38 protein-coding genes and 1 riboswitch are annotated in these 23,319 nt (G+C 62.7%); of the genes, 4 read left to right on the top strand and 34 right to left on the bottom strand.

From position 1 onward, the window contains the following. The first annotated feature begins 2 nt into the window (after nt 1-2). The 4 genes from lspA (at nt 3) to B5F88_RS06475 (ending at nt 2,983) form a co-directional block, all read left to right on the top strand. Nucleotides 3-482, top strand: coding sequence for a signal peptidase II (lspA, locus tag B5F88_RS06490; RefSeq protein WP_087343177.1), 480 nt, complete (start codon nt 3-5; stop codon nt 480-482). Next, complete coding sequence (locus tag B5F88_RS06485; protein WP_087343174.1) at nt 457-1,371, top strand: RluA family pseudouridine synthase; 915 nt, start codon at nt 457-459, stop codon at nt 1,369-1,371. The genes lspA and B5F88_RS06485 overlap by 26 nt, the downstream gene beginning before the upstream one ends. Before the next feature lie 24 nt (nt 1,372-1,395). Continuing rightward, a riboswitch (TPP riboswitch) is annotated at nt 1,396-1,512 on the top strand. Nucleotides 1,513-1,579: 67 nt separating this feature from the next. Beyond that, a complete protein-coding gene (locus B5F88_RS06480) occupies nt 1,580-2,155 on the top strand; it encodes an energy-coupled thiamine transporter ThiT (protein WP_242959657.1) in 576 nt (191 codons plus the stop codon). A 21-nt stretch (nt 2,156-2,176) separates the two neighbouring features. Then, nucleotides 2,177-2,983, top strand: a complete 807-nt coding sequence (locus B5F88_RS06475) for an HAD-IIB family hydrolase (RefSeq protein WP_087343171.1) — start codon at nt 2,177-2,179, stop codon at nt 2,981-2,983. Nucleotides 2,984-3,033: 50 nt separating this feature from the next. Here B5F88_RS06475 and B5F88_RS06470 read toward each other — a convergent pair whose 3' ends face one another. From B5F88_RS06470 to rplB, 34 genes are all read right to left on the bottom strand, one after another. Beyond that, nucleotides 3,034-4,284 (bottom strand): pitrilysin family protein, encoded by a 1,251-nt coding sequence (locus tag B5F88_RS06470; protein ID WP_087343199.1) that lies wholly within the window; start codon nt 4,282-4,284, stop codon nt 3,034-3,036. A 58-nt stretch (nt 4,285-4,342) separates the two neighbouring features. Then, entirely contained in the window at nt 4,343-4,468 is a 126-nt protein-coding gene (locus B5F88_RS21760) for a hypothetical protein (protein ID WP_275532916.1), read from the bottom strand. 80 nt (nt 4,469-4,548) lie between these two features. Continuing rightward, the gene (locus tag B5F88_RS06465) at nt 4,549-6,699 is read right to left on the bottom strand and encodes a polyribonucleotide nucleotidyltransferase (protein ID WP_087343168.1); all 2,151 of its coding nucleotides are present in this window, start codon (nt 6,697-6,699) and stop codon (nt 4,549-4,551) included. A gap of 303 nt (nt 6,700-7,002) precedes the next feature. Then, nucleotides 7,003-7,269 carry a 30S ribosomal protein S15 gene (rpsO, locus tag B5F88_RS06460; protein ID WP_087188508.1) on the bottom strand — a complete coding sequence of 89 codons (267 nt, stop codon included), beginning with the start codon at nt 7,267-7,269 and terminating at the stop codon, nt 7,003-7,005. 169 nt (nt 7,270-7,438) lie between these two features. Further along, entirely contained in the window at nt 7,439-7,963 is a 525-nt protein-coding gene (locus B5F88_RS06455; protein ID WP_087343163.1) for a nitroreductase, read from the bottom strand. 29 nt (nt 7,964-7,992) lie between these two features. Beyond that, entirely contained in the window at nt 7,993-9,288 is a 1,296-nt protein-coding gene (locus tag B5F88_RS06450; RefSeq protein ID WP_087343157.1) for a hemolysin family protein, read from the bottom strand. 242 nt (nt 9,289-9,530) lie between these two features. After that, nucleotides 9,531-9,872 (bottom strand): 50S ribosomal protein L17, encoded by a 342-nt coding sequence (rplQ, locus tag B5F88_RS06445; RefSeq protein ID WP_087343154.1) that lies wholly within the window; start codon nt 9,870-9,872, stop codon nt 9,531-9,533. A gap of 133 nt (nt 9,873-10,005) precedes the next feature. Next, entirely contained in the window at nt 10,006-10,953 is a 948-nt protein-coding gene (locus B5F88_RS06440; RefSeq protein WP_087343151.1) for a DNA-directed RNA polymerase subunit alpha, read from the bottom strand. A gap of 80 nt (nt 10,954-11,033) precedes the next feature. Next, nucleotides 11,034-11,645 (bottom strand): 30S ribosomal protein S4, encoded by a 612-nt coding sequence (gene rpsD, locus B5F88_RS06435; RefSeq protein ID WP_087343148.1) that lies wholly within the window; start codon nt 11,643-11,645, stop codon nt 11,034-11,036. A gap of 18 nt (nt 11,646-11,663) precedes the next feature. Next, entirely contained in the window at nt 11,664-12,065 is a 402-nt protein-coding gene (rpsK, locus tag B5F88_RS06430) for a 30S ribosomal protein S11 (protein WP_007494608.1), read from the bottom strand. 15 nt (nt 12,066-12,080) lie between these two features. After that, the gene (rpsM, locus tag B5F88_RS06425) at nt 12,081-12,449 is read right to left on the bottom strand and encodes a 30S ribosomal protein S13 (protein WP_087343144.1); all 369 of its coding nucleotides are present in this window, start codon (nt 12,447-12,449) and stop codon (nt 12,081-12,083) included. 19 nt (nt 12,450-12,468) lie between these two features. Beyond that, a complete protein-coding gene (gene rpmJ / locus B5F88_RS06420; protein WP_006573428.1) occupies nt 12,469-12,582 on the bottom strand; it encodes a 50S ribosomal protein L36 in 114 nt (37 codons plus the stop codon). A gap of 87 nt (nt 12,583-12,669) precedes the next feature. Further along, entirely contained in the window at nt 12,670-12,888 is a 219-nt protein-coding gene (infA, locus tag B5F88_RS06415) for a translation initiation factor IF-1 (protein ID WP_087343141.1), read from the bottom strand. A 4-nt stretch (nt 12,889-12,892) separates the two neighbouring features. Beyond that, the gene (locus B5F88_RS06410; protein ID WP_087343138.1) at nt 12,893-13,171 is read right to left on the bottom strand and encodes a KOW domain-containing RNA-binding protein; all 279 of its coding nucleotides are present in this window, start codon (nt 13,169-13,171) and stop codon (nt 12,893-12,895) included. Nucleotides 13,172-13,173: 2 nt separating this feature from the next. Further along, nucleotides 13,174-13,926, bottom strand: coding sequence for a type I methionyl aminopeptidase (map, locus tag B5F88_RS06405; protein WP_087343197.1), 753 nt, complete (start codon nt 13,924-13,926; stop codon nt 13,174-13,176). Between the two features lie 12 nt (nt 13,927-13,938). Beyond that, a complete protein-coding gene (locus tag B5F88_RS06400) occupies nt 13,939-14,571 on the bottom strand; it encodes an adenylate kinase (protein ID WP_087343135.1) in 633 nt (210 codons plus the stop codon). Nucleotides 14,572-14,585: 14 nt separating this feature from the next. Beyond that, nucleotides 14,586-15,911 (bottom strand): preprotein translocase subunit SecY, encoded by a 1,326-nt coding sequence (gene secY / locus B5F88_RS06395; RefSeq protein ID WP_087343132.1) that lies wholly within the window; start codon nt 15,909-15,911, stop codon nt 14,586-14,588. Then, nucleotides 15,912-16,352 carry a 50S ribosomal protein L15 gene (gene rplO / locus B5F88_RS06390; protein WP_087343129.1) on the bottom strand — a complete coding sequence of 147 codons (441 nt, stop codon included), beginning with the start codon at nt 16,350-16,352 and terminating at the stop codon, nt 15,912-15,914. 13 nt (nt 16,353-16,365) lie between these two features. Next, a complete protein-coding gene (gene rpmD / locus B5F88_RS06385; RefSeq protein ID WP_087335586.1) occupies nt 16,366-16,548 on the bottom strand; it encodes a 50S ribosomal protein L30 in 183 nt (60 codons plus the stop codon). Nucleotides 16,549-16,563: 15 nt separating this feature from the next. After that, nucleotides 16,564-17,064, bottom strand: coding sequence for a 30S ribosomal protein S5 (gene rpsE, locus B5F88_RS06380; protein ID WP_087343126.1), 501 nt, complete (start codon nt 17,062-17,064; stop codon nt 16,564-16,566). Between the two features lie 18 nt (nt 17,065-17,082). Further along, on the bottom strand, nt 17,083-17,442 hold the full coding sequence (gene rplR, locus B5F88_RS06375) for a 50S ribosomal protein L18 (RefSeq protein ID WP_087343123.1): 360 nt from the start codon (nt 17,440-17,442) through the stop codon (nt 17,083-17,085). A 14-nt stretch (nt 17,443-17,456) separates the two neighbouring features. Next, nucleotides 17,457-18,005, bottom strand: coding sequence for a 50S ribosomal protein L6 (rplF, locus tag B5F88_RS06370; protein WP_087343120.1), 549 nt, complete (start codon nt 18,003-18,005; stop codon nt 17,457-17,459). 16 nt (nt 18,006-18,021) lie between these two features. After that, nucleotides 18,022-18,420, bottom strand: coding sequence for a 30S ribosomal protein S8 (gene rpsH / locus B5F88_RS06365; protein ID WP_087343117.1), 399 nt, complete (start codon nt 18,418-18,420; stop codon nt 18,022-18,024). 130 nt (nt 18,421-18,550) lie between these two features. After that, entirely contained in the window at nt 18,551-18,736 is a 186-nt protein-coding gene (locus B5F88_RS06360) for a type Z 30S ribosomal protein S14 (protein WP_006573415.1), read from the bottom strand. A 14-nt stretch (nt 18,737-18,750) separates the two neighbouring features. Further along, on the bottom strand, nt 18,751-19,305 hold the full coding sequence (gene rplE / locus B5F88_RS06355) for a 50S ribosomal protein L5 (RefSeq protein ID WP_087343114.1): 555 nt from the start codon (nt 19,303-19,305) through the stop codon (nt 18,751-18,753). 19 nt (nt 19,306-19,324) lie between these two features. Next, nucleotides 19,325-19,642, bottom strand: coding sequence for a 50S ribosomal protein L24 (gene rplX, locus B5F88_RS06350; RefSeq protein WP_087343111.1), 318 nt, complete (start codon nt 19,640-19,642; stop codon nt 19,325-19,327). Nucleotides 19,643-19,658: 16 nt separating this feature from the next. Beyond that, complete coding sequence (gene rplN / locus B5F88_RS06345) at nt 19,659-20,027, bottom strand: 50S ribosomal protein L14 (RefSeq protein ID WP_087343108.1); 369 nt, start codon at nt 20,025-20,027, stop codon at nt 19,659-19,661. Between the two features lie 12 nt (nt 20,028-20,039). Then, a complete protein-coding gene (gene rpsQ, locus B5F88_RS06340; protein WP_087343105.1) occupies nt 20,040-20,300 on the bottom strand; it encodes a 30S ribosomal protein S17 in 261 nt (86 codons plus the stop codon). A gap of 17 nt (nt 20,301-20,317) precedes the next feature. After that, nucleotides 20,318-20,515: a 50S ribosomal protein L29 gene (rpmC, locus tag B5F88_RS06335; protein ID WP_204246206.1), complete on the bottom strand. Its 198-nt coding sequence runs from the start codon at nt 20,513-20,515 to the stop codon at nt 20,318-20,320. Nucleotides 20,516-20,517: 2 nt separating this feature from the next. Further along, a complete protein-coding gene (gene rplP / locus B5F88_RS06330) occupies nt 20,518-20,952 on the bottom strand; it encodes a 50S ribosomal protein L16 (protein ID WP_087343098.1) in 435 nt (144 codons plus the stop codon). Then, the gene (gene rpsC, locus B5F88_RS06325) at nt 20,952-21,821 is read right to left on the bottom strand and encodes a 30S ribosomal protein S3 (protein ID WP_087343096.1); all 870 of its coding nucleotides are present in this window, start codon (nt 21,819-21,821) and stop codon (nt 20,952-20,954) included. The genes rplP and rpsC overlap by 1 nt, the downstream gene beginning before the upstream one ends. A gap of 15 nt (nt 21,822-21,836) precedes the next feature. Further along, nucleotides 21,837-22,169 carry a 50S ribosomal protein L22 gene (gene rplV / locus B5F88_RS06320; protein WP_087343093.1) on the bottom strand — a complete coding sequence of 111 codons (333 nt, stop codon included), beginning with the start codon at nt 22,167-22,169 and terminating at the stop codon, nt 21,837-21,839. A gap of 15 nt (nt 22,170-22,184) precedes the next feature. Further along, nucleotides 22,185-22,457, bottom strand: a complete 273-nt coding sequence (gene rpsS, locus B5F88_RS06315) for a 30S ribosomal protein S19 (RefSeq protein ID WP_087343090.1) — start codon at nt 22,455-22,457, stop codon at nt 22,185-22,187. 15 nt (nt 22,458-22,472) lie between these two features. After that, entirely contained in the window at nt 22,473-23,306 is an 834-nt protein-coding gene (rplB, locus tag B5F88_RS06310; protein ID WP_087343087.1) for a 50S ribosomal protein L2, read from the bottom strand. Between the last annotated feature and the right edge of the window lie 13 nt (nt 23,307-23,319).

The following is a 23,319-nucleotide window of genomic DNA, read 5'->3' as shown; positions in this document are numbered from 1 at the left end:
CTATGCTCTACGCCCTGCTCGCGGCCGCCCTGGTGGCCCTGGATCAGCTGGTGAAGTTCCTGGTCCGGTCCAACATCGGCCTGGGGGAATCCGTCCCCTTTCTCCCCCATGTGCTTCAGTTTACCTATGTGCAGAATACCGGCGCCGCCTTCTCCCTGCTGGAGGAGCACACCTGGGTGCTCACCCTCATCTCCCTGGGGGCCTCCATCCTGCTGGCGGTGCTGCTGTTCAAAAAGGTGTTCCCCCATCCCTTCGCCATGACCTGCCTGTCGGTGGTGCTGGCCGGGGCGGTGGGCAACCTCATCGACCGGGCCTTCCTGGGCTATGTCACCGACATGTTCCAGACCCTGTTTATCAACTTCGCCGTGTTCAACGTGGCGGACATCTGTGTGGTGTGCGGCGGGATCGCCTTCTGCGTCTATTACCTGCTGTTCCACGGCAAGGAGGATAAGGATCATGACGCCCCTGCGTCTGAAGGTTGATGCGCCCGGCCAGCGGGCCGACCAGTTTCTGGCCGCCGCCCTGCCCCAGCTCACCCGCTCGGCGGCCCAGAAGCTGCTGGAGGAGGGGGCGGTCACGCTGAACGGCCGGCCGGTGAAAAAGAACTACAAGACCGCTCCGGGGGACGAGCTGGTGGTGGTCCTCCCCGACCCGGCCCCGGTGGACATCCTGCCCCAGGACATACCCCTGGACGTGGTGTACGAGGACGAGGACGTGATCGCCGTCAACAAGCCGGTGGGCCTGGTGGTCCACCCGGCGGCGGGCCACCCCGACGGCACGCTGGTCAACGCGCTGTTATATCACTGTGGAAATTCCCTCTCCGGAATCAACGGAGCCCTGCGGCCGGGCATCGTCCACCGCATTGACCGGGATACCTCGGGGCTGATCATCGCCGCCAAAAACGATACTGCCCACCTGGCCCTGGCGGCCCAGCTGCAGGACCACTCCCTGTACCGGGAATATGAGGCGGTGTGCGTGGGCAATTTAAAGCAGGACCAGGGGACGGTGAACGCCCCCATTGCCCGCCACCCCACCGACCGGAAGAAGATGGCGGTGAACTTCCTCCAGGGCCGGGAGGCGGTGACCCACTGGACGGTGCTGGAGCGGTTTTCCGGCTACACCCATATCCAGTGCCGGCTGGAGACCGGCCGCACCCACCAGATCCGGGTCCACATGGCCCACACCGGCCACCCCCTGCTGGGGGACGTGGTGTACGGCTCCAAAAAACCCTGGCCGGGGCTGGCGGGCCAGTGTCTCCACGCCCGGCGGCTGTCCTTTGTCCACCCCCGCACCGGGGAGCGGCTCACCCTGGAGTGCCCGCTGCCCTCCTGGTTTCAGGAAGTATTGACAAAACTGGGGCATTTGGTATAAACTTTGCTAAGACCGCAAAACAAATCGAATAACCAGGGGCGCTGGACGCAAGTCCGGCTGAGATCAGGGCGTAGTGCCGCCCGTGTCCCTTAAACCTGATCCGGGTAATGCCGGCGTAGGAAGTGGATTCGGCTGTTGTCGTTCCTCCCGTACCGCATCGCGCTTCCCGGTTTGCGCTGCGGTACGAATTTTTAGGAGGAATGATCCTATGACCACAAGCAAACAAAGCTCCCACTCCGCCGTGCGTATGCTGTGCGAGGGCGGCATTATGCTGGCCGCCGCCTTTGTCCTCAGCCTGCTCCAGTTCTGGAAGATGTATGACGGCGGCGGCATTGACTTCGGCATGCTGCCCATCCTGCTCTTTGCCGTCCGCTGGGGGGTAGGCCCCGGGCTGGTAGTGGGCTTCGCCGACGGCGTACTCCAGTTCATGCAGGCCGGCGGCATCGCCATCGGCTGGCAGTCCATCATCGGAGACTATCTGGTGGCCTTTACCGTGCTGGGCCTGGCGGGCCTGTGCCGGGGCTGGAAGCAGGGCATTTTTGTGGGCACCGTGGTGGGCTGTGTGGCCCGGTTCCTGGTCCACTACATCGTAGGAGCTACCATCTGGGCCGAGTACATGCCCGAGCTGTTTTTCGGCATGACCATGACCTCCCCCTGGTTCTACTCCCTGCTGTACAACGGTTTCTATATGGCTATTGACATGGTGCTCTGCCTGGTGGTGTTCGCTCTGCTCTCCAAGCCTCTGGGCAAATATTTCCGGGCGGAGGATATCCGCTCCATCTAAACAGAAGTCAGGTGATATAATTTGGGCAAATTTGACGGCGTGCTGCTGGTCAGCGATTTTGACGACACCCTATATGGCGCCGACCTGCGGGTACCGCCGGTCAATGTGGAGGCCATCGAATATTTCACCAGCCACGGCGGCACCTTTACCATCGCCACCGGGCGGGCCCATCCCACCTTCGCCCCCCATGCCCAAATTGTGGCCATCAACGCCCCGGTGATCCTGTCCAACGGCTCCGCCCTGTATGATTTCCGGGCGGACCGGATGGTGTACGAGACCTTTCTCCCCGACCGGGCACGGGAGGACCTGCAGCAGCTGGCCCGGGACATCCCCGAGATCGGGTTTGAGGCCTACAACCATGACGACATCTACGTCTATCAGCCCAACGCCGTCACCCGCAGCCACCTGAACCGGGCGGGTATGGGAGCCTCCGAGGTCCCCATCGGGGAGATGCCCCTGCCCTGGAGCAAGGTGATCCTCCAGCAGGAAAACCAGGTGCTCCGCCGCGTGCAGCAGTACATGCTGGAGCGGTGGGGGGAGGAGTATGAGATCATCTTCTCCAACGCGGTGCTGCTGGAGATGACCCGGAAGGGCAGCAACAAGGGAGGCATGGTGGACTATCTGGTTAACTACCTGGGCATAGACCCGGAACAGGTCTACTGCGTGGGGGACAACCAGAACGACATCCCCATGCTGGCCCGCTCCGCCATCCCCTTCGCCCCCGCCAACTGCGCCCAGGAGGTAAAGGACTGGGGCGCCTACGTGATGGGCAGCTGCGAGGAGGGCTGCGTGGCCCAGATCATCCGGATCCTGGACAAGCTTTATTAACAGACAAAACGGGCCCGCTGCCAGAGGCAGCGGGCCCGTTTTTCCATGGTTCAGTTCAGCAGGGCCTGGTACTCCGCCTGAGCCCCCACCCGGCCCACGGCGGACAGGGAGGCGTTTTCAAACCGGAACAGCGCCCGGGCCAGCGCCCGCACGTCCTCCCGGGTCACGGCGTCGTAGGCGGCGATGATCTGGTCCTCGTCCAGTACCTCCCCCTGGAGGATCTCCCCCCGGCCCAGGCTGCTCATGTGGGACTGGGTGGACTCCAGGCCCATGAGCACGTTGGCCTTGGACTGTTCCCGGGCCCGGTCCAGCTCCTCCTGGGTGACGCCCCCCTCGGTAAAGTCCCGGATGGCGGTGAGGATGGTGTCCAGGGCCTGGCCCTCGGTCTCCCGGCCCAGGGCGGTGTAGATGCCGAAGTAGCCGGTGTCGTCGTGGCAGGTGCCGTAGGTGTAGATGGAGTAGCACAGCCCCTTTTTTTCCCGCACCTGCTGGAACAGCCGGGAGGACATGCCCCCGCCCAGAATGGAGGAGAGCAGCTGGAGGGCAAACCGCCGCTTGTCGGCGAAGGGCAGGCCGGGGAAGGCCAGGGTCAGGTGGTTCTGCTCAATGGCCTTTTTCTTCACCACCACACCGGGGGTATAGAAGGCGGGGCGGCCCGCCGGGTGGGCCACCGGCTCCAGCTGGCCGAAGCGCTGGGCCAGGTCCTCCACGTGGGCCTGGGTGAAGCTGCCCGCCAGGGCCACCACAATGCGCTCCGGGCCGTAGTGGGTGCGCTGATAGTCCCGCAGCCAGGCCCCGTCCATCTTCTCCAGGGTGGCCTTCCGGCCCAGGATGGGCCGGGCCAGGGGGGTACCCCGGAACACTGTCCCCGCCAGCCGCTCGGCGCACAGGTCCTCCGGGTTGTCCTCGTACATGCCGATCTCCTCCAGGATCACGCCCCGCTCGGTGTCCACGTCGGCGTCGTCAAACCTGGAGTGGAAGAACATGTCGCACAGGATATCCGCCGCCCGGGGCAGATGGGTGTCCAGCACCCGGGCGTAGAAACAGGTGCACTCCTTGGTGGTGAAGGCGTTGATCTGCCCGCCCACCGCGTCCATCTCCTCCGCCAGCTGGGCCGCCGTGCGGTTGGCGGTGCCTTTGAAGAGCATGTGCTCGATAAAGTGGGCGGCGCCGTTCTCCCCCGCCTTCTCATGGCGGGAGCCGGTGCCCACCCAGATGCCCAGGGAGGCCGAGCGCACCCCCGGCACCTGTTCCGTCAAAATACGCACCCCGTTGGGGAGCGTCAGCCGTTCATAGTTCAAAAAATACAACCTCGCACTTCTATGGCCTTTTCTCTAGTATGCGCAGCGAGCCGGCCCCTTACCCCCGCAGGGCGATCAAAAGCAGCACCGCCGCCGTGATAACCAGAATCAGCGCCAGATACCCCACCACTTTTTTCTTCATGGTCCCGCCGCCCCTTTCTCTCCTTTTTTTGGAGTGTATCATGCCCCACCCCCCTTGTCAAGCAGGGCAGACAGGGAGAAAAGGCCGGGCGGGAAGCCCCGTCCGGCCTTTTGTCTATGGGTTTACTTAATGGGCTCGCCGGCGGCCTTCTTGGCCTTGATCTCCTTCAGGGCGTCCCGATAGGACAGGTTGACCCGGCCCTTCTCGTCGATGTCGGTGACCTTGACCCAGATCATGTCGCCGATGTTCACCACGTCCTCCACCTTCTCCACCCGGCGGTCAGCCAGCTTGGAGATGTGGACCATGCCGTCCTTACCGGGAGCCAGCTCCACAAAGGCGCCGAACTGCAGGATGCGCACCACCTTGCCGTAGTACAGCTGACCCACCTCGGGCACAAACACGATGGTCTCGATGGTCTTTTTGGCGGCGTCGCAGGAGGCCTTGTCGGTACCCGCGATATAGATGGTGCCGTCGTCCTCAATGTCGATCTTGGCGCCGGTGTCGGCACAGATCTTCTGGATCACCTTTCCGCCGGAGCCGATGACCTCGCGGATCTTGTCCACGTCGATCTTCATCTTCACCATCTTGGGGGCGGTGTCGGCCACGTCCTCCCGGGGCTTGGAGATGCAGGGCAGCATGATCTCGTCCAGAATGGCGTACCGGGCGTCCTTGGTGATCTCCAGGGCCTCCTTGATGATCTCATGGGACAGGCCGTCGTTCTTAATATCCATCTGAATGGCGGTGATACCAGCCTTGGTGCCCGCCACCTTGAAGTCCATCTCGCCGTGGAAGTCCTCCACGCCCTGGATGTCGATGAAGGTGGTGAAGCCGCCGTCGTCATCCTGGATCAGGCCGCAGGAGATGCCGGCCACAGGGGCGGAGATGGGCACGCCGGCGTCCATCAGGGCCAGGGTAGAGCCGCAGATGGAGCCCTGAGAGGTGGAGCCGTTGGAGGAGAGCACCTCGCTCACCACCCGGATGGCGTAGGGGAAGTCCTCCACGGAGGGGATCACCGGCTCCAGAGCCCGCTCGGCCAGGGCGCCGTGGCCCTTCTCCCGGCGGTTGGTGGACCGGGCGGCACGGGCCTCGCCGGTGGAGTAGGCGGGGAAGTTGTAGTGGTGCATATACCGCTTCTCCTCCTCCTCCCAGATGGTATCCAGCTTCTGGGCGGCGGAGAGGGTGTTCAGAGTGCAGATGGAGAGCACCTGGGTCTGGCCGCGGGTAAACAGGCCGGAGCCGTGGACCCGGGGCAGCACGCCCACCTCGGCGGCCAGGGGCCGGATCTCGTTCTTGGCGCGGCCGTCCACACGGTGGCCCTCCAGCAGCCAGGCCTTGACGATCTTCTTCTGGAATTTATAGGTGATCTCCTCCAGGTACTTGTCCATCTCGGGATAGTCCTCCAGGAAGAGCTCATGCCAGCGCTCGATGAGGGCGTTCCACCGCTCCTCCCGCACGTTCTTGTCGTCGGTGTCCATGGCGGCCTTGGCCTCGTCCATGGTGGCGGCCACGATCTTGTCAAACAGCTCCTGGTCAAAGTCGGCGTGGTCGTAGGTCATCTTCTCCTTGCCGATCTCCGCCACGATCTGGTTGATGAAGGCCACCTGGGCCTTGATCTCCTCGTGGGCCTTCACGATGGCGTCATACATGATGTCGTCGGGCAGCTCCTTGGCGCCGGCCTCGATCATGATCACCTTCTGGTCGGTGGCGGCCACGGTCAGGTCCAGCTGGGAGTTGTGCTTCTGCTCGTTGGTGGGGTTCATGACGATCTGGCCGTCCACATAGCCCACCTCCAGGCAGCCGATGGGGCCGGCCCAGGGGATGCAGGAGTAAGCCAGGCAGGCGGATACGCCGATCATGGCGGTGACCTCGGGAGAGCAGTCCCGGTCCACGCTCATGACGGTGGCGGTGACCACCACGTCGTTGCGGAAGTCATAGGGGAACAGGGGCCGGATGGACCGGTCGATCACGCGGCTGGCCAGCACGGCGGGCAGAGAGGGCTGGCCCTCCCGGCGCATGAAGGAGCCGGGGATGCGGCCCACGGCGTACAGCTTCTCCTCAAAGTCCACGCTGAGGGGGAAGAAGTCCACGCCGTCCCGGGGGCGGGGGGACACGGTGACGGCCACCAGCACGGTGGTCTCGCCGTAGGTCACCATGGCGGACGCGGTGGCCAGCTCGGCCACCTTGCCCACGTCGATGGTCAGGGGACGGCCGGCCACCTCGGTCTTGTACACTTTGCGGTTGTTGAATTCCTTGTGCTTGATGATGGTTGACATGTGAGTCTGCCTCCTTTTCGTCGGTGTTTCCCACACATCAGAGCCAGGCTCTTTTTAGCACTTGAACCCAAGCCCGGCCTCCGGACCCAGGTTCAACTGCTAAAAAGCGTGCTCTGACGGATGGGAAGAAGGGGTGGCACGGTGTCCCGCGCCACCCCTATCCTTTTTCTTGTCACGCTGCGGCGGCTTCGCAACGGTCAACTGCTCAACACTCCGCGAAAAATGCCGTTGGCGTGCCGCCAACCTGTTTTTTCGTCTGCGTGTCTCGCTGTTGACCTGCGACCCACGCCTCCGCGCTTCCTCTTACTTACGGATGCCCAGCTTGGCGATGATGGCACGATAACGCTCGATGTCCTTGGCCATCAGGTAGTCCAGCATCTTGCGGCGCTTACCGACCATCTTCAGCAGGCCGCGGCGGCTGTGGTTGTCGTGCTTGTGGATCTTCAGGTGCTCGGTCAGCTCCTGGATGCGGGCGGTGAGAATGGCAATCTGCACCTCGGGAGAGCCGGTGTCAGTGGGATGGGTGCGGTTGGCCTCAATAACGGCAGTCTTTTCGTCCTTACGGATCATGGTTGGTTTCCACCTTTCATCAAATGTGCCCGCGGGCTGCGTGACCGGCCGGTGTGAGCCGGGAGACGAAGTCCGGGGTAAGGCCCGCACTACGCAGGCTATGATAGACTATCACATTTTTCCCGTATTGTAAAGTCTCATACGGAAATTTCAGCGCAATTTTCGGCGTTTACCGGACGTAATACACGTAATTTTCCTTTCGGGGGGCGGGAGCGGGAGTGGCGTCGGCCCGGTAGCCCAGCACACAGTGGCCAATGCCCTCATAATCCCCCTGGATGCCCCACTGCTTCAGCAGGGCCTTGCCCTCCTCGGACTCAAACTCCTCCTTGGCCCGGTGGATCCAGCAGGCGCCCAGGCCCACCGCCTGGGCGGCGTTGAGCAGGTTATCCATCACGCAGCTGCCGTCGTACAGATAGGTGGGGCGGCTCTTGTCCGCCAGCACGATGAGCACGGTGGGGGCGCCGTAGAAGGGGTCGGCCTCCGGATTGCCCATGATGGCGGCGTTCTGCCTGCTCAGGGCCGCGATGGTCTCCTTGTCCTGCACCACCACAATAATGGGAGCCTGGGCCCCCCGGCCGGTGGGCGCGTATGTTCCCGCCTCCAGCACCTGCTGGAGCTCCTCCTCGGTGATCTGCCGGGGCTGATAGCTGCGGCAGCTGCGGCGGTTCTTCAGATCTTCCAATGTGCTTGCCATGGTGTTTCCTCCTGTGTATGGGGGAGCGGTCAGCTCTCCTTGTTCTTCTCCCTGTCTTTTTCCTTGTCTTTGCCGGGCTCCTCCTCCGGCAGCACCACCACACGGATCTCCAGCACCCGTCGGTGGTCCACCTTGGTGACGGTGACGTCCAGCCCATCGGAGGTAAACCGGTCCCCCTCCTCGGGGATGCGGCCGATCTGCTCCATCACCCAGCCGGAGATGGTGTTGGCGTCGCACTCTCCCTTGATGGAGAACAGGTCGAACAGGTCGGTGAGGTCGGCGGAGCAGGAGATCAGGTAGCTGCCGTCCTCCTGCTTCTTGAACTCCTCGATGACCTCGTCGTGCTCATCCCAGATCTCGCCCACCAGCTCCTCCACGATGTCCTCCAGGGTCACCAGGCCCTCGGTGCCGCCGTACTCGTCCACCACAACCACCATATGGGCCTTCTCCCGCTGGAGGATGCGCAGCAGCTCGGAGATCTTGGTGTTGCCGGTGGTGTACAGCATGGGGCCGGTAAAGGCCTTCATGTCGTCAATGCCCCGGTAGCGGGCGGCGTGGAAGTCCTTCTCGTGGATGACGCCGATGATGTCGTCGATGTCCTCATGGTACACCGGCAGGCGGGAGTATCCGCTCTCGGCGAAGGCCTGGGCGATGTCCTCCATGGAGTCGGTGTCCTCCACCGCCACGATGTCCACCCGGGGGGTGAGGATCTCATCCACCTCCATGTCGTTGAACTCGATGGCGGAGCGGATGAGCTTGCTCTCGTGCTGATCCAGGCCGCCCTCGCTCTCGGCCTGGTCCACCATGGTCACCAGCTCCTCCTCGGTGATGCCGCTGTCGTCCGACTTGTGGACCAGCTTGGACAGCAGCTTCTTCAGCAGGCCGAACAGGATATTCACCGGGGTGAGCACCACCATGAGCACCCGCATAATGGGGGCGGAGAACATAGCGAAGCTCTCGGGGTACTCCTTGGCCAGGCTCTTGGGGGAGACCTCGCCGAATACCAGCACCACGATGGTGATGACCGCGGTGGAGATTACCGCGCCGTTCTGCAGCCGCAGCCCCTCGGTAAAGAACACGGTGGCCAGGGAGGAGGCGGACAGGTTGACGATGTTGTTGCCCACCAGGATGGTGGACAGCAGGTTGTCGTACTGGTCCACCAGCCGGAGCGCCAGAGCCGCCCGCCGGTTGCCGCCGTCCGCCTTGCTTTTCAGGCGGATGCGGTTCAGGGAGGTGAAGGCGGTCTCCGTGGCCGAGAAGTAGGCCGACAGGATGACGAGAACCACAAGGATCAGAATCATCGTAATACTGGCACTGTCTAACATAAAAAATCAATCCACTCCAATTATTATTTTTGGAAAAACGCGCAAAAGGACACCCCTACTCCAGCAGAGTAAGGCTGTCCTGACCACGGTTTTTTCTGCACTTGCAACTAGGCGGAGGTTCGTCCACGAGGGCTCACCGTCTCCTTTACTGATTGATTGTTTCGTAGTATATCATAACCGGCGTGAGATTGCAAGCAAAATGAAAAAGCGCCCTGCCCCAGGCAGAGCGCTTTCTTCCGTTCTTACACCAGCTGAACGATGGCCATCTCGGCGGCGTCGCCGCGGCGGGGGCCGATCTTCACAACCCGGGTGTAGCCGCCGTTGCGGTCGGCATACTTGGGTCCGATCTCGTCAAACAGCTTCTTGGCCACGTCCTCCTTGGTCAGGTAGGACAGGGCCTTGCGGTAGTTGGCCAGGCTGGGGTTCTTGGCCAGGGTGATCATCTTCTCAGCCATGGGAGCCACTTCCTTGGCACGGGAGACGGTGGTCTTGATCTGGCCGTTCTCCAGCAGGTAGGTGGTCATGGCGCGCAGCATGGCGATACGCTGATCGGTGGGCTTGCCCAGTTTACGATAATGAGACATAGTTTCCAACTCCTATGGCGGTTGAGATTCGTCCGGAGGGCGGCTTTTGCCGCCCCGGAGGGGGGCGCCTGACGGCGTTCAGGCCCGGGAGGGGACGTTACATGCCCCCGGGTCCCCCCGCTCCTCTCTGGCCTCAGTTGTCCTCGTCGGCCAGGTGCAGGCCCATCATGGCCAGCTTGTTGATGACCTCTTCCAGGGACTTGCGGCCCAGGTTGCGCACCTTCATCATCTCGTCCTCGGTCTTGGAGATCAGATCCTCCACCGTGTTGATGTTGGCCCGCTTGAGGCAGTTGAAGGAACGGACCGACAGGTCCAGCTCCTCGATGGTCAGCTCCAGCACCTTGTCCCGCTGGGCCTCCGCCTTCTCCACCACCGTGGACTTGGAGCCCATGGTCTCAGACAGATCGGTGAAGAGCACGAAGTGGTCGCACAGGATCCGGGCGCCCAGGCTGACCGCGTCCCGGGCGGTGATGGTACCGTTGGTCCACACCTCCAGGGTCAGCTTGTCGAAGTCGGTCAGGTCGCCCACACGGGTGTTCTCCACCGTGTAGTTGACCTTCCGCACCGGCGTATAGATGGAATCCACCGGGATGAGCCCGATGATGGTCTGGGCCGGCTTGTTCCGGTCGGCGGGGACGTAGCCCCGGCCGTGGGACAGGGTCAGCTCCATGTTCAGGCTGGCGTCGGGGCCCAGGGTGGCGATGTGCAGGTCGGGGTTGAGCACCTCAACCTCGCCGTCGGCCTTGATGTCGCCGGCCGTCACCTCGCACTCGCCGCTGGCCTCGATATAAACCGTCTTTACGCCCTCGGAGTGAAGCTTGGCAATGATGCTCTTGACGTTCAGGACGATCTCCGTCACGTCCTCCTTCACGCCGGGGATGGTGGAGAACTCGTGCTGCACACCGGCGATTTTGATGGAGGTAACCGCCGTGCCGGGCAGGGACGAGAGCAGGATGCGGCGCAGGGAGTTGCCCAGAGTGGTGCCGTAGCCCCGCTCCAGAGGCTCCACCACATACTTGCCATAAGAACCGTCGCCGGGGTTCTCCACACATTCGATGCGGGGCTTCTCGATTTCTACCATGTGTTACCCTCCTTTTCGCGGCTGCGGGCCAAAGCCCGCAGCCATATACAGCTCACCAATAATCGAGGGTACAATCTTTCTTACTTGGAGTACAGCTCGACGATCAGGTGCTCCTCCACCGGCAGATCCACGTCCTCGCGGACGGGCAGCTTGGTGACGGTACCCTTCAGGGAGTTCTTCTCCCGCTCCAGCCACTGGGGCAGCAGCACGGTGGGGGCGTCCTCGCCCACCAGCTTCTTGAACTTCACGGAGGAGCGGCTGGCCTCACGGACCTCGATGACGTCGCCCGCCTTCACCAGGAAGGAGGGGATGTCCACCCGCTGGCCGTTGACGGTGAAGTGGCCGTGGCTCACCAGCTGACGGGCCTCACGCCGGGTAGCGGCGAAGCCCAGGCGGTAAATCACGTTGTCCAGACGGCGCTCCACCAGGCTCAGCAGGTTGTCGCCGGTCTTGCCGGGCATCCGGGCGGCCTTCTCGTAGTACATCCGGAACTGCTTCTCCATGACGCCGTAGACAAACTTGACCTTCTGCTTCTCGGTGAGCTGCAGGGCGTACTCGCTCTTCTTCTTTCTCATCTGGCCGCCGGGATTGCGGTTGGACTCCTGCTTGCTCTTTCCAGCGTAACCCATAGCGGCGGGAGAAATGCCCAGCGCGCGGCAGCGCTTGACAATAGGCTGCATGTTCTTTGCCATTTGTTCTTCCTCCTTCTCTTACACGCGGCGGCGCTTCGGCGGACGGCAGCCGTTGTGGGGGATGGGGGTCACGTCCTTGATCAGGGTGACCTCCAGGCCCACGGCCTGCAGGGCGCGGATGGCGGCCTCACGGCCGGCGCCGGGACCCTTCACGTACACCTCCACGGTCTTCAGGCCGTGCTCCATGGCAGCCTTGGCGGCAGTCTCGGCAGCGGTCTGAGCGGCGAAGGGGGTAGACTTACGGGACCCGCGGAAGCCCAGGCCGCCGGAGGAAGCCCAGGACAGGGCGTTGCCGCCCATATCGGTCACGGTGACCATGGTGTTGTTGAAGGAGGAACGGATATGCACCTGGCCCTTCTCAACGTTCTTGCGCTCACGGCGCTTACGGATAACCTTCTTACCCTTGGTAGCGGTAGCCATGTGTTTCTCCCTCCCTTACTTCTTCTTGTTGGCGACGGTGCGCTTGGGACCCTTGCGGGTACGCGCGTTGGTCTTGGAACGCTGGCCGCGGACGGGCAGGCCCTTGCGGTGCCGGATGCCCCGGTAGCAGCCGATCTCGGTCAGACGCTTGATGTCCATCGCCACATCGCGGCGGAGGTCGCCTTCCACAGTGTAGCTGTGGCTGATGATCTCGCGCAGCTTGGCCTCATCGGCCTCGGTCAGATCCTTCACGCGGGTGTCGGGGTTGATACCGGCCTCAGCCAGGATCTTATTGGCGCTGGTGCGCCCGATGCCGTAAATATAGGTCAGGCCGATCTCGACCCGCTTATCCTTGGGCAAATCAATGCCAGCAATACGTGCCATACTGTTTCAGCACCTCCTGTTAACCTTGTCTCTGCTTATGCTTGGGGTTTTCACAAATAACCATGACCTTGCCCTTGCGCTTGATGATCTTGCACTTCTCGCACATGGGCTTCACGGACGGTCTAACTTTCATGTCATTAACCTCCTTGAGCCTGATGGCCCCGGCGCGGCGGAGGCAAGGCCCCGCTGGCCCGCGCCGGTCATTGATAGGATCGGCGGATCACTTGGATCGCCAGGTGATCCGTCCTCTCGTTACGTCGTAGGGGGACATCTGTACGGTTACCTTGTCGCCCGGCAGGATCCGGATGAAGTTCATCCGCAGCTTGCCGGAGATGTGCGCCAGAATGATATGGCCGTTTCCGATGTCCACTTTAAAAGTGGTGTTGGGAAGGGACTCGGTCACGACGCCCTCCACTTCGATCATATCGTCCTTTGCCAAAGCGTCATACCCTCCTTGATTCCTCAGCTCGGAAAGCGGCCAGCGCCCTCCGTACCTCTCGGTTGGTGGTTGGGTGCCCCGCCCGGAGCTTCTCCAGAACGGGGTGCTGAAACCCACCGGCGTCAGCCGTATGGACGGCCTTCTTCCGCTTGGGGGACTCCACCTTCCGCCGCTTGCCGTCGCACAGCAGCAGATAGGGGCCGTCGGCGCCCAGTACGCAGAACAACCCGCCCCTGTCGTGTCCCGCCAGGGAGCGGACGATTCCAGGTCGTTCCAGCTCCATCCTTACCCCTCCACTGTGGTGAGCACTTCCGGCTCCCCGTCGGTGATGAGGATGGTATTTTCATAGTGGGCGGTGAGGCTGCCGTCGGCGGACACGGTGGTCCAGCCGTCCTTGAGCACCTTCACCCGCCAGTCGCCAGCGCACACCATAGGCTCCACCGCGATGGTCATGCCCGGCTGGAGCCGGGGACCGTGTCCGGCGGGCCCGAAGTTGGGCACCTCCGGCGCCTCGTGGAGCTTGGCGCCCACGCCGTGGCCCACAAAGTCCCGCACCACGGAGTAGCCGTTGCTCTCCACATACTGCTGGACCGCGTGGGAGATGTCGTACACCCGGCTGCCCGAGTGGGCGAATTTGATACCCTCCCAGAAGCTCTGCTCGGTGACCCGGATGAGGCGCATGGCCTCCTCGCTGACCTCCCCGCAGGGGAAGGTAGCGGCGCAGTCCCCGTGGAAGCCCTCCAGATAGGCGCCCACGTCAATGCTGACGATGTCGCCCTCCTGCAGCTTCCGGGGGCCGGGAATGCCGTGGATCACCTGCTCGTTGATGGAGATACAGGCGGAACCGGAAAAACCGCCGTACCCCAGGAAAGAGGGCTTCGCTCCGTGGCTCTCGATAAACTTGCGCACCGCCGCGTCAATCTCGTGGGTGGTGACGCCGGGCCGCACCATGGAGCCGGCCAGCGCCCGGGCCTGGGCGGTCAGCCGCCCGGCCCGGCGCATATGCTCGATCTCCCGGGGGGATTTGAGTGAGATCATTTCCATCTCAGTTCACTTCCCCAATAATTCCATGATCTTCTCATTGGTCTCCTCAATGCCGCCAAAATCAGGCACGCTCTTGAGCACGCCCTTGGCCTCGTAGAACCCCTTGAGGGGCTCGGTCTCATTGTGGTAGACCTCCAGCCGGTGCTTGACGGTCTCCGGCCGGTCATCCTTTCGCTGCTCCAGTTCGCCGCCGCACTTGTCGCAGATCCCCTCCTGCTTGGGGGGGGCCGCCTTGACATGATAGGAGGCGCCGCAGGCATGGCAGGTCCGGCGTCCGGTCATCCGCTCCTCGATGACGCTGTCGGCGATCTCCAGAGAGAGCACCGCGTCAAAGCGGATGCCGTGCCGCTCCAGGGCCTCGGCCTGGGCGATGGTGCGGGGCACCCCGTCCAGAATAAAGCCGTTTGCGCAGTCACTCTGCGCCAGCCGCTCCTCAATGATGCCGATGATGACCTCATCGGGAACCAGCTTGCCCGCGTCCATATAGCTCTTTGCTTCCAGGCCGATGGGAGTGCCCTCCTTCACGGCCGCTCGGAGAATGTTGCCGGTGGAGATGGTGGGGATCCCCAGCTTCTTGCTGATGAGCTCCGCCTGCGTCCCCTTACCGGCTCCCGGGGCGCCTAACAGGATGATTTTCATGATAACGTCCCCTCTTACTCCAGGAAGCCCTTGTAATGCCGCATGAGCATCTGAGCCTCCAACGCCTTGGTGGTCTCCAGGGCCACGCCCACCACGATGATGATGGAGGTGCCGCCGATGGCCAGGCTGCTCTGGCCGATGACCGCGCCGGTGATGATGGGCGCGATGGCGATGATGGCCAGATACAGGGCGCCGAACATGGTGATCTTACCCAGCACCTTGTGGATGAAGTCGGCGGTGGGCTTGCCGGGACGGAAGCCGGGAATGAAACCGCCGTTCTTCTTCAGGTTGTTGGCCACCTCCACGGGGTTGAACTGCATGGTGGAGTAGAAATAGCTGAAGCCCACGATGAGCAGGAAATAGATCACGATATACACCACGCTGGTGGTGTCGAAGATGGTGAGGAAAGTGCCCCAGGCCCCCTCGCTCTCGGTGCTCTTGCCGAAGAACATGCCGATGGTGGAGGGCAGGGAGGCGATAGCCTGGGCGAAGATGATGGGCATAACGCCGCTCATGTTCACCTTCAGGGGGATGTGGCTGGACTGGCCGCCATACATCTTGCGGCCCACCACGCGCTTGGCGTACTGCACCGGGATGCGCCGCTCGGAGTTCTGGATGAACACGATGAGCACCACGATGGCCAGCATGCCGATGACGATGAGGATGGCGCCCCACCAGGGCAGATTGAACTGATCGGTGACGCCGTCCAGGTTGTTCCGGATGCCGGTGTACAGGGTAGCCACCATGGAGGGCACCCGGGACAGAATGCCGGCAAACAGGATGATGGAGATGCCGTTGCCGATGCCGAACTCGGTGATCTGCTCACCCAGCCACATGACAAAGGCGGAGCCTGCAGTGAAGCACAGGATGATGACGATGGCGGCCCACCAGCCGGGCAGGCCGGCGGTATCCAGCAGGGCGCCGTCGTTGGTGGTGCGGATCAGGGTGTAGTAGCCGAAGCCCTGGAACAGGGCGATGGCCACGGTGACGTAACGGGTGATGGCCGCAATCTTCTTCCGGCCCTCCTCGCCGCCGTCCCGCTGGAGACGCTCCAGAGCGGGGATGGCAACGGTGAGCAGCTGGATGATGATGGAGCTGTTGATATACGGCTGTACGCCCAGGGCAAAGACGGCCGCCATGGAGAAGGCGGTGCCGTTCATGGTGCCCAGCAGGGAGAAGATGCCTCCCATGCTGTTCAGGGTATTGCTCAGCAGGTCGCTGTTGATAAAGGGCACAGGAACCACGGAGCCCAGCCGGAAGATGAGCAGAGCGAACACAGTGAAGAGGATCTTCTTGCGCAGCTCGGGAATCTTCCACGCGTTACGGATGGTCTCGATCACTTATACCACCTCGTACTTTCCGCCAGCCGCCACGATCTTCTCCTTGGCGGAGGCGGAGAAAGCGGAAGCACGGACCGTCAGCTTCTTGGTCAGGGTGCCGTTGCCCAGCACCTTGTAGCCATACTCGCACTTGGAGAGGATGCCCTTCTCCAGCAGGTCGCACACGTTGACCACGGCGCCGTCCTCGAACTTCTCCAGGGCGGAGACGTTGATGGCCTCCAGGGGCTTGGCAAAGATGTTGTTGAAGCCGCGCTTGGGGATGCGGCGGGTCAGAGGCATCTGGCCGCCCTCAAAGCCCACGCGCACGCCGCCGCCGGAGCGGGCCCACTGGCCCTTCTGGCCGCGGCCGGCGGTCTTGCCGTTGCCGGAACCGTTGCCCCGGCCCTTGCGGTAAGCCTTGGGGTTGGAACCGGCGGCGGGGGAAAGATCATGCAGATTCATTTCGCGCACCTCCTTACTGTTCCTCGGTCACCTGCAGCAGATAGCCGATGTGGGCGATCTTGCCGCGGGTGGCCTCGTTGTCGGGCTGTACGGTGGTGTCGCCGATGTGGCGCAGCCCCAGAGCCTCGGCGGTGGCCTTGTGCTTGGCAATGCGGCCGTTCAGGCTCTTGACCAGCTTGATGTTCAGATTAGCCATGGTTCACGGCCCTCCTTAACCTACGATCTCGTCCACGCTCTTGCCGCGGATGCGGGCGACCTCCTCGGGGCCACGGAGGGACTTCAGGCCCTCGAAGGTGGCGGAGACCACGTTCTGCGGATTGTTGGAGCGCAGGCACTTGGCGCGGATGTCACGGATGCCGGCGGCCTCCATGACGGCGCGGACGGGGCCGCCGGCGATGATGCCGGTACCGGGGGCGGCGGGCTTCAGGAGCACGCGGCCGGCGCCGAACTCGCCGATGACCTCATGGGGAATGGTGGTGCCGGACCGGGTGATGGTCACCAGGTTCTTCTTGGCGTCCTCAATCCCCTTGCGGATGGCCTCGGGGACCTCGGCGGCCTTACCGGTGCCGAAGCCCACGCGGCCCTTCTCGTCGCCCACCACCATCAGAGCGGCGAACTTCATGACGCGGCCGCCCTTCACGGTCTTGGACACGCGGTTGAGGGAAACGAGCTTCTCGGTAAACTCGCTGGGTTCTCTTTCAAAACGAGCCATTTATCTTTTCCTCCTCCCTTAGAACTGCAGGCCGCCCTCACGGGCGCCTTCGGCCAGGGCCTGCACGCGGCCGTGGTACACGTAGCCGCCGCGGTCAAACACGACGGTCTCGATGCCGGCGGCCTTGGCACGCTCGGCGACAGCCTGGCCCACCTTCTTGGCGGCCTCGCAGTCGGAGCCCTTGCCCTCAAAGCCCTTCTCCAGGGAAGAAGCAGCCACCAGAGTCTTGCCGGTCACATCGTCGATGATCTGGGCATAGATGTTGGTGTTGCTGCGGAACACGTTCAGACGGGGACGCTCGGGCGTGCCGGAAATCTTGCCGCGCACTCTCTTATGCCGCTTCAGCCGCTGAGCGTTGGTATCGGGTCTGTTGATCATTGTGGCACACCTCCTTATTTCTTCTTGACGCCGGTCTTGCCTTCCTTGCGGCGGATGACCTCGTCAGTGTATTTGATGCCCTTGCCCTTGTAAGGCTCGGGGGGACGCTTCTCACGCACTTCGGCGGCAAACTGGCCAACCTTCTGCTTGTCGGTGCCGCTGATGACGATCTTGTTGGCGCTGGGGACCTCGATGCTGATGCCCTCGATCTCCTCCATGAATACCTGATGGGAGAAGCCCAGGTTCATGACCAGCTTGTTGCCCTCCTTGGCCACACGGTAGCCGACGCCGTTCACGTCCAGCTCCTTCTTGAAGCCCTCGGTGACGCCCACCACCATGTTGTGCAGCAGGCTGCGGGTCAGGCCGTGGAGGCTGCGGTTTTCCTTCTCGTCATTGGGGCGGGTCACGTGGATCACGTCGCCCTCCTGGGTAATGGTCATGTTGGGGTGGAGCTGCTGGGTCAGAGTGCCCTTGGGCCCCTTCACGGTAACCAGGTTACCGGCTTCGATCTTCACGTCCACACCGGCGGGGATGGAGATCGGCATTCTTCCGATTCGAGACATTTTCTACTCTCCCTCCTTACCAGACAAACGCCAGGACCTCACCGCCGACATGCTGCGCACGGGCAGACTTGTCGGTCATGACGCCCTTGGAAGTGGACACGATGGCGATGCCCAGGCCGTGCAGGACCCGGGGCAGCTCGTCAGCACCGGCATAAACACGCAGGCCGGGCTTGGAGACGCGGCGCAGGCCGGTGATGATCTTCTCCTTGCCGGGGTTGTACTTCAGGGTGATGCGGATGACGCCCTGAGTGCCGTCGTCGATGAGCTGGAAGTTCTTGATATAGCCTTCGTCCAGCAGGATCTGCGCGATGGACTTCTTCATGTTGGACGCGGGAACGTCCACGGTGTCATGCTTGGCGTTGTTCGCGTTGCGGATGCGGGTGAGCATATCCGCAATGGGATCGGTAATGTGCATGATGGTTACCTCCTATTAGAATTACGGGCGTTGCCCGTATCAGCGGCAAGGTATCGCAGATAGGCAGCTGCGACCTATTGGCCACTGGCTGGGGAATTTATCAAATTACCGGCCAAGAGGCGGGCTGGTTTTACCAGCTCGCCTTCTTGACGCCGGGAATCTGACCCTTGTAAGCCAGCTCGCGGAAGCAGATACGGCAGATGCCGTAGTCCCGCAGGTAGGCGTGGGGACGGCCGCAGATCTTGCAGCGGTTGTAGCGGCGGGTGGAGAACTTGGGCTCCGCCTGCTGCTTCAGGATCATAGACTTCTTAGCCATTTCGTTCTCCTCCTTTACCGGGCAAAGGGAGCGCCGATCAGAGTCAGCAGTTCCTTGGCCTCTTCGTCGGTCTTGGCGGTGGTGCAGATGACCACGTCCAGGCCGCGGATCTTGTCGATCTTGTCGTACTCGATCTCGGGGAAGATCAGCTGCTCCTTGATGCCCAGAGCGTAGTTGCCCCGGCCGTCAAAGGAGTTGCCGTTGATGCCCCGGAAGTCGCGCACGCGGGGCAGGGCCACGTTGAACAGGCGGTCCAGGAACTCCCACATGCGGTCGGCGCGCAGGGTGACCTTGGCGCCGATGGGCATGCCCTCGCGGAGCTTGAAGTTAGCCACGGACTTCTTGGCCTTGGTGATGATGGCCTTCTGGCCGGTGATCTTGGTCAGATCGCCCACCACAGCCTCCAGCACCTTGGAGTTGTCACGGGCCTCGCCGCAGCCGCAGTTGACCACGATCTTGTCGATCTTGGGGATCTGCATGACGCTCTTGTAACCGAACTTCTGCATCAGAGCAGGAGCGACCTCGGCCTGGTACTTGGCCTTCAGGTTGGGCACTTTCTTATCAGCCATTGTCTATACTCCTCCTCTCTCAGATTTCGGCGCCGCACTTCTTGCAGACGCGGACCTTCTTGCCGTCGGCCAGCAGCTTGTGAGCGGGCCGGGTGGGCTTGTTGCACTTGGGGCAGACGCGCTGCACCTTGCAGGCGTAGATGGGGGCTTCCTTCTTCATGATGCCGCCCTGCTCGCCCTGACGGCGGGGCTTCTGGTGACGGGAGACCACGTTGACCTTCTCCACGACAACCTTGCCCTCCTTGGGCATGACCTCCAGGACCTTGCCCTGCTTGCCCTTGTCCTTGCCGGACAGGACGATGACGGTGTCGTCCTTGCGAATGCTCATCTTCTTCATGTCTACTCCTACCCCCTTACAGCACTTCGGGAGCCAGGGACAGGATCTTCATATAATCCTTGTCGCGCAGCTCGCGGGCCACTGGCCCAAAGATACGGGTACCGCGGGGATTCTTGTCGTCCTTGATGAGGACGGCGGCGTTCTCGTCAAAGCGGACGTAGCTGCCGTCGGTACGGCGGACGCCCTTGGCGCTGCGGACGATAACGGCCTTCACGACCTCGCCCTTCTTCACGGTGCCGCCGGGCTGAGCCTTGCGGACGGAAGCCACGATCACGTCGCCGATGTTGCCAAACTTGCGGCTGGAGCCGCCCAGCACGCGGATGGTCTTGATCTCCTTGGCGCCGGTGTTGTCGGCCACCTTCAGATAAGTTTCCTGCTGAATCATACCGACACCTCCTTACTTCGCCTTCTCGATGATCTCAACCACGCGCCAGCGCTTGTCCTTGGACAGGGGACGGGTCTCCATCACCTTGACGCGGTCGCCCACGCCACACTCGTTCTTCTCGTCATGGGCCTTCAGCTTGTAGGTCCGCTTGACGATCTTCTTGTACAGGGGGTGGGCCACACGGTCGGCAATGGCCACCACCACGGTCTTGTCCATCTTATCAGAGACCACCAGGCCGACTCTGGTCTTGCGGGAAGAAGTTCTGTTTTCCATGTTTCGGTTCCTCCTTCTTAGCGGCCTGCGAGCTGCTGCTCACGGATGATGGTCTTGACGCGGGCGATATCCCGCTTGACCTCGGCGATCTTCACCGGGTTCTCCAGCTGATTGGTGGCGTGCTGAAGACGCAGCTGGAAGAGATCCTTCTTCAGGTCGCCCAGCTTGCTCTCCAGCTCAGTGGCGCTCATCTTACGGATTTCAGTAGCCTTCATCTTCATTCACCACCATTCTCGGTCTCGGCGGTCTCTTTCGCCACGATCTTGCACTTGACAGGCAGCTTGTGGGAAGCGAGACGCAGGGCCTCGCGGGCGATCTCCTCGGAGACGCCGGCGATCTCGAACATCACACGGCCGGGCTTGACCACGGCCACCCAGTACTCGGGAGAACCCTTACCGGAACCCATACGGGTCTCGGCGGGCTTCTCGGTGATGGGCTTGTCGGGGAAGATCTTGATCCAAACCTTACCGCCACGCTTGGTGTAACGGGTCATGGCGATACGGGCGGCCTCGATCTGGTTGCTGGTGATCCAGCTGGGCTCGGTGGCCTGCAGGCCGAAATCACCGTAGGTCACGGTGTTGCCGCGCATGGCCTTGCCCTTCAGGCGGCCACGGTGCACGCGGCGGTATTTCACTCTCTTAGGCAGCAGCATTAGTTGGATCCTCCTTCCTTGGGAGCAGCAGGACGGGCGCCGCCCTGAGGCCGGTTGAAGCCGCCCTGGGGACGGTTGTTGTTGAAGCCGCCCTGGGGACGGCCGGCGCCGCGGTTAAAGCCGCCGCCGTTGCGGTTGAAGCCGCCCTTGCGGTCGCCGTCGCGGCGGTCGCGGCGGGGACGGTCGGAGCGCTCCTTGAAGTTCTTGGTGTCCAGAGTGCGGGGGGTGGTCCGCAGGGTCTGGGTGAGCACCTCGCCCTTGTAGATCCACACCTTCACGCCGATGCGGCCGTAGGTGGTGGCAGCCTCAGCAAAGCCGTAGTCGATGTCGGCCCGCAGGGTCTGCAGGGGGATGGTGCCGTCGTGATAGTGCTCGGTGCGGGCGATCTCGGCGCCGCCCAGACGGCCGGACACCTGAGTCTTGATGCCCCGGGCGCCCATGCGCATGGCGCGGCCCATGGCGTTCTTCATGGCCCGGCGGAAGCCGATGCGCTTCTCCAGCTGCTGGGCGATGTTCTCAGCCACCAGCTGGGCGTCCATGTCGGGGCTCTTCACCTCGACGATGTTCAGGGCAACAGCCTTGCCCAGCATCTTCTCCAGCTTCAGGCGCAGGGCCTCGATGGCCTCGCCGCCCTTGCCGATGACCACGCCGGGACGGGCGCAGTGCAGGTAGATGCGCACCTTGGCGTTGTCACGCTCAATCTCAATCTTGGGGATACCGGCGGAATACAGGGTCTTCTTCAGGTAGTCCCGGATCTTCTTGTCCTCCACCAGCAGGTCGCCCACCTTCTCGTTGCGGGCATACCAGCGGGAGTCCCAGTCCTTAATGACGCCCACGCGCAGGCCGTGGGGATTCACTTTCTGTCCCATATTCTTCCTCCTCCCTTAGCGCTCAGCCACCACGATGGTGATGTGAGAAGTGCGCTTGTTGATCCGATAGGCGCGGCCCTGAGCCCGGGGACGCATCCGCTTGATGATGGGGCCGGGGCAGGCAAACACCTGGGAAATATACAGCTTCTCGGAGTCCATCTGGTGGTTGTTCTCCGCGTTGGACGCGGCGCTCTTGAGGAGCTTCAGCAGCAGCTCGGAGGCGGCCTTGGGGGTCGCCATCAGGATGGCGTTGGCCTGGGCCACGCTCTTGCCGCGGATCAGGTCGCACACGATCTGAACCTTACGGGGAGAGATACGGGCATATCTCAGATGTGCTTTTGCTTCCATGTTCTCTCCTCCTCCTTACTTACCAGTCTTGCTGCCGGCGTGGCCGCGGAAGGTGCGGGTGGGGGCGAACTCGCCCAGCTTGTGGCCCACCATGTCCTCGGTCACGTACACGGGCACGTGCTTGCGCCCGTCGTGCACGGCAAAGGTGTGTCCGACGAAGGAGGGGAAGATGGTGGAGGCGCGGCTCCAGGTCTTCAGCACCTTCTTCTCGCCAGTCTCGTTCATGGCGTCGACCCGCTTCAGCAGCTCGGGGGCGCAAAAGGGGCCTTTCTTGATACTTCTGCTCATCTTTTACTGCCTCCCTTACTTCGCGTTGCGGTGCTTCACGATGAACTTCTCGGTGCGGTTCTTTCCCTTGCGGGTCTTGTAGCCCATGGCGGGCTTGCCCCAAGGAGTCACAGGGCCGGGACGGCCAACCGGGCTCTTGCCCTCGCCGCCGCCGTGGGGGTGGTCGTTGGGGTTCATGACGGAGCCGCGGACGGTGGGCCGCCAACCCATGTGGCGCTTACGGCCGGCCTTACCGATCTGGATGTTGGCCCAGTCGGCGTTGCCCACCTGACCGATGGTGGCCTTGCACTCCTCGCGGACGTAGCGGACCTCGCCGGAGGGCAGACGGACCTGAGCCATGCCGTTCTCCTTGGCCATCAGCTGAGCAGCCTCGCCGGCGGCGCGCACCAGCTGGGCGCCCTTGCCGGGGTAGAGCTCGATGCAGTGGATCATCTCGCCCACGGGGATGTTGGCGATGGGCAGGCAGTTGCCGGGCAGGATGTCGGCGTCGGGACCGGTCATGATCTTGTGGCCGGCCTTCAGGTTCACGGGGGCCAGGATATAGCGCTTCTCGCCGTCCTCATACTGGATGAGAGCGATGTTGGCGGAGCGGTTGGGGTCGTACTGCAGGTTGATGACAGTGGCGGTGCCCTCTTTGTTCCGCTTGAAGTCGATGATGCGGTACTTCTTCTTGTTGCCGCCGCCGCGGTGGCGGACGGTGATGCGGCCGTAGCTGTTGCGGCCGGCGTTCTTCTTCAGGTTCTCAGTCAGGCTGCGCTCGGGCTTGGCCTTCTTGTCGATGCCCTCGAAGGCGCTCACGGTCATGTGGCGGCGGGAGGGCGTTGTGGGCTTATAAGTTTTGATCGCCATTGTTCCTTATCCT

The sequence above is a fragment of the Flavonifractor sp. An306 genome (assembly GCF_002159455.1).
GTDB lineage: Bacteria > Bacillota > Clostridia > Oscillospirales > Oscillospiraceae > Flavonifractor.
The sequence above is the reverse complement of the archived record's forward strand: the minus strand, read 5'-3'. Positions and strand labels throughout refer to the sequence as shown.

What these genes read in the sequence shown, in the direction of transcription:
- rplX (WP_087343111.1), bottom strand. Translation starts at nt 19,642, where the DNA reads ATGAAGAAGATGAGCATTCGCAAGGACGACACCGTCATCGTCCTGTCC.
- rpsE (WP_087343126.1), bottom strand. Translation starts at nt 17,064, where the DNA reads ATGGCTCGTTTTGAAAGAGAACCCAGCGAGTTTACCGAGAAGCTCGTT.
- rplQ (WP_087343154.1), bottom strand. Translation starts at nt 9,872, where the DNA reads ATGTCTCATTATCGTAAACTGGGCAAGCCCACCGATCAGCGTATCGCC.
- rpmC (WP_204246206.1), bottom strand. Translation starts at nt 20,515, where the DNA reads ATGAAGGCTACTGAAATCCGTAAGATGAGCGCCACTGAGCTGGAGAGC.
- rpsS (WP_087343090.1), bottom strand. Translation starts at nt 22,457, where the DNA reads ATGAGCAGAAGTATCAAGAAAGGCCCCTTTTGCGCCCCCGAGCTGCTG.
- rpsM (WP_087343144.1), bottom strand. Translation starts at nt 12,449, where the DNA reads ATGGCACGTATTGCTGGCATTGATTTGCCCAAGGATAAGCGGGTCGAG.
- B5F88_RS06400 (WP_087343135.1), bottom strand. Translation starts at nt 14,571, where the DNA reads ATGAAAATCATCCTGTTAGGCGCCCCGGGAGCCGGTAAGGGGACGCAG.
- rplN (WP_087343108.1), bottom strand. Translation starts at nt 20,027, where the DNA reads ATGATTCAGCAGGAAACTTATCTGAAGGTGGCCGACAACACCGGCGCC.
- rpsK (WP_007494608.1), bottom strand. Translation starts at nt 12,065, where the DNA reads ATGGCTACCGCTACCAAGGGTAAGAAGGTTATCCGTAAGCGCCGTGAG.
- B5F88_RS06360 (WP_006573415.1), bottom strand. Translation starts at nt 18,736, where the DNA reads ATGGCTAAGAAGTCTATGATCCTGAAGCAGCAGGCGGAGCCCAAGTTC.
- B5F88_RS06480 (WP_242959657.1), top strand. Translation starts at nt 1,580, where the DNA reads ATGACCACAAGCAAACAAAGCTCCCACTCCGCCGTGCGTATGCTGTGC.
- rplO (WP_087343129.1), bottom strand. Translation starts at nt 16,352, where the DNA reads ATGAATCTGCATGATCTTTCCCCCGCCGCCGGTTCCAACCCCAAGGCT.
- rplR (WP_087343123.1), bottom strand. Translation starts at nt 17,442, where the DNA reads ATGATCAACAGACCCGATACCAACGCTCAGCGGCTGAAGCGGCATAAG.
- B5F88_RS06485 (WP_087343174.1), top strand. Translation starts at nt 457, where the DNA reads ATGACGCCCCTGCGTCTGAAGGTTGATGCGCCCGGCCAGCGGGCCGAC.
- rpsQ (WP_087343105.1), bottom strand. Translation starts at nt 20,300, where the DNA reads ATGGAAAACAGAACTTCTTCCCGCAAGACCAGAGTCGGCCTGGTGGTC.
- rplE (WP_087343114.1), bottom strand. Translation starts at nt 19,305, where the DNA reads ATGGCTGATAAGAAAGTGCCCAACCTGAAGGCCAAGTACCAGGCCGAG.
- lspA (WP_087343177.1), top strand. Translation starts at nt 3, where the DNA reads ATGCTCTACGCCCTGCTCGCGGCCGCCCTGGTGGCCCTGGATCAGCTG.
- rpsH (WP_087343117.1), bottom strand. Translation starts at nt 18,420, where the DNA reads ATGCACATTACCGATCCCATTGCGGATATGCTCACCCGCATCCGCAAC.
- B5F88_RS06450 (WP_087343157.1), bottom strand. Translation starts at nt 9,288, where the DNA reads ATGTTAGACAGTGCCAGTATTACGATGATTCTGATCCTTGTGGTTCTC.
- rplP (WP_087343098.1), bottom strand. Translation starts at nt 20,952, where the DNA reads ATGCTGCTGCCTAAGAGAGTGAAATACCGCCGCGTGCACCGTGGCCGC.
- rplV (WP_087343093.1), bottom strand. Translation starts at nt 22,169, where the DNA reads ATGGAAGCAAAAGCACATCTGAGATATGCCCGTATCTCTCCCCGTAAG.
- map (WP_087343197.1), bottom strand. Translation starts at nt 13,926, where the DNA reads ATGATCTCACTCAAATCCCCCCGGGAGATCGAGCATATGCGCCGGGCC.
- rplF (WP_087343120.1), bottom strand. Translation starts at nt 18,005, where the DNA reads ATGTCTCGAATCGGAAGAATGCCGATCTCCATCCCCGCCGGTGTGGAC.
- B5F88_RS06455 (WP_087343163.1), bottom strand. Translation starts at nt 7,963, where the DNA reads ATGGCAAGCACATTGGAAGATCTGAAGAACCGCCGCAGCTGCCGCAGC.
- rpsC (WP_087343096.1), bottom strand. Translation starts at nt 21,821, where the DNA reads ATGGGACAGAAAGTGAATCCCCACGGCCTGCGCGTGGGCGTCATTAAG.
- B5F88_RS06440 (WP_087343151.1), bottom strand. Translation starts at nt 10,953, where the DNA reads ATGGTAGAAATCGAGAAGCCCCGCATCGAATGTGTGGAGAACCCCGGC.
- B5F88_RS06465 (WP_087343168.1), bottom strand. Translation starts at nt 6,699, where the DNA reads ATGTCAACCATCATCAAGCACAAGGAATTCAACAACCGCAAAGTGTAC.
- rpmJ (WP_006573428.1), bottom strand. Translation starts at nt 12,582, where the DNA reads ATGAAAGTTAGACCGTCCGTGAAGCCCATGTGCGAGAAGTGCAAGATC.
- rpsD (WP_087343148.1), bottom strand. Translation starts at nt 11,645, where the DNA reads ATGGCAAAGAACATGCAGCCTATTGTCAAGCGCTGCCGCGCGCTGGGC.
- rpmD (WP_087335586.1), bottom strand. Translation starts at nt 16,548, where the DNA reads ATGGCTAATCTGAACATCAAGCTGGTCAAGAGCCTGAACGGCCGCATT.
- rpsO (WP_087188508.1), bottom strand. Translation starts at nt 7,269, where the DNA reads ATGATCCGTAAGGACGAAAAGACTGCCGTTATTGAGGCCAACCGCACC.
- rplB (WP_087343087.1), bottom strand. Translation starts at nt 23,306, where the DNA reads ATGGCGATCAAAACTTATAAGCCCACAACGCCCTCCCGCCGCCACATG.
- B5F88_RS06410 (WP_087343138.1), bottom strand. Translation starts at nt 13,171, where the DNA reads ATGGAGCTGGAACGACCTGGAATCGTCCGCTCCCTGGCGGGACACGAC.
- B5F88_RS21760 (WP_275532916.1), bottom strand. Translation starts at nt 4,468, where the DNA reads ATGATACACTCCAAAAAAAGGAGAGAAAGGGGCGGCGGGACCATGAAG.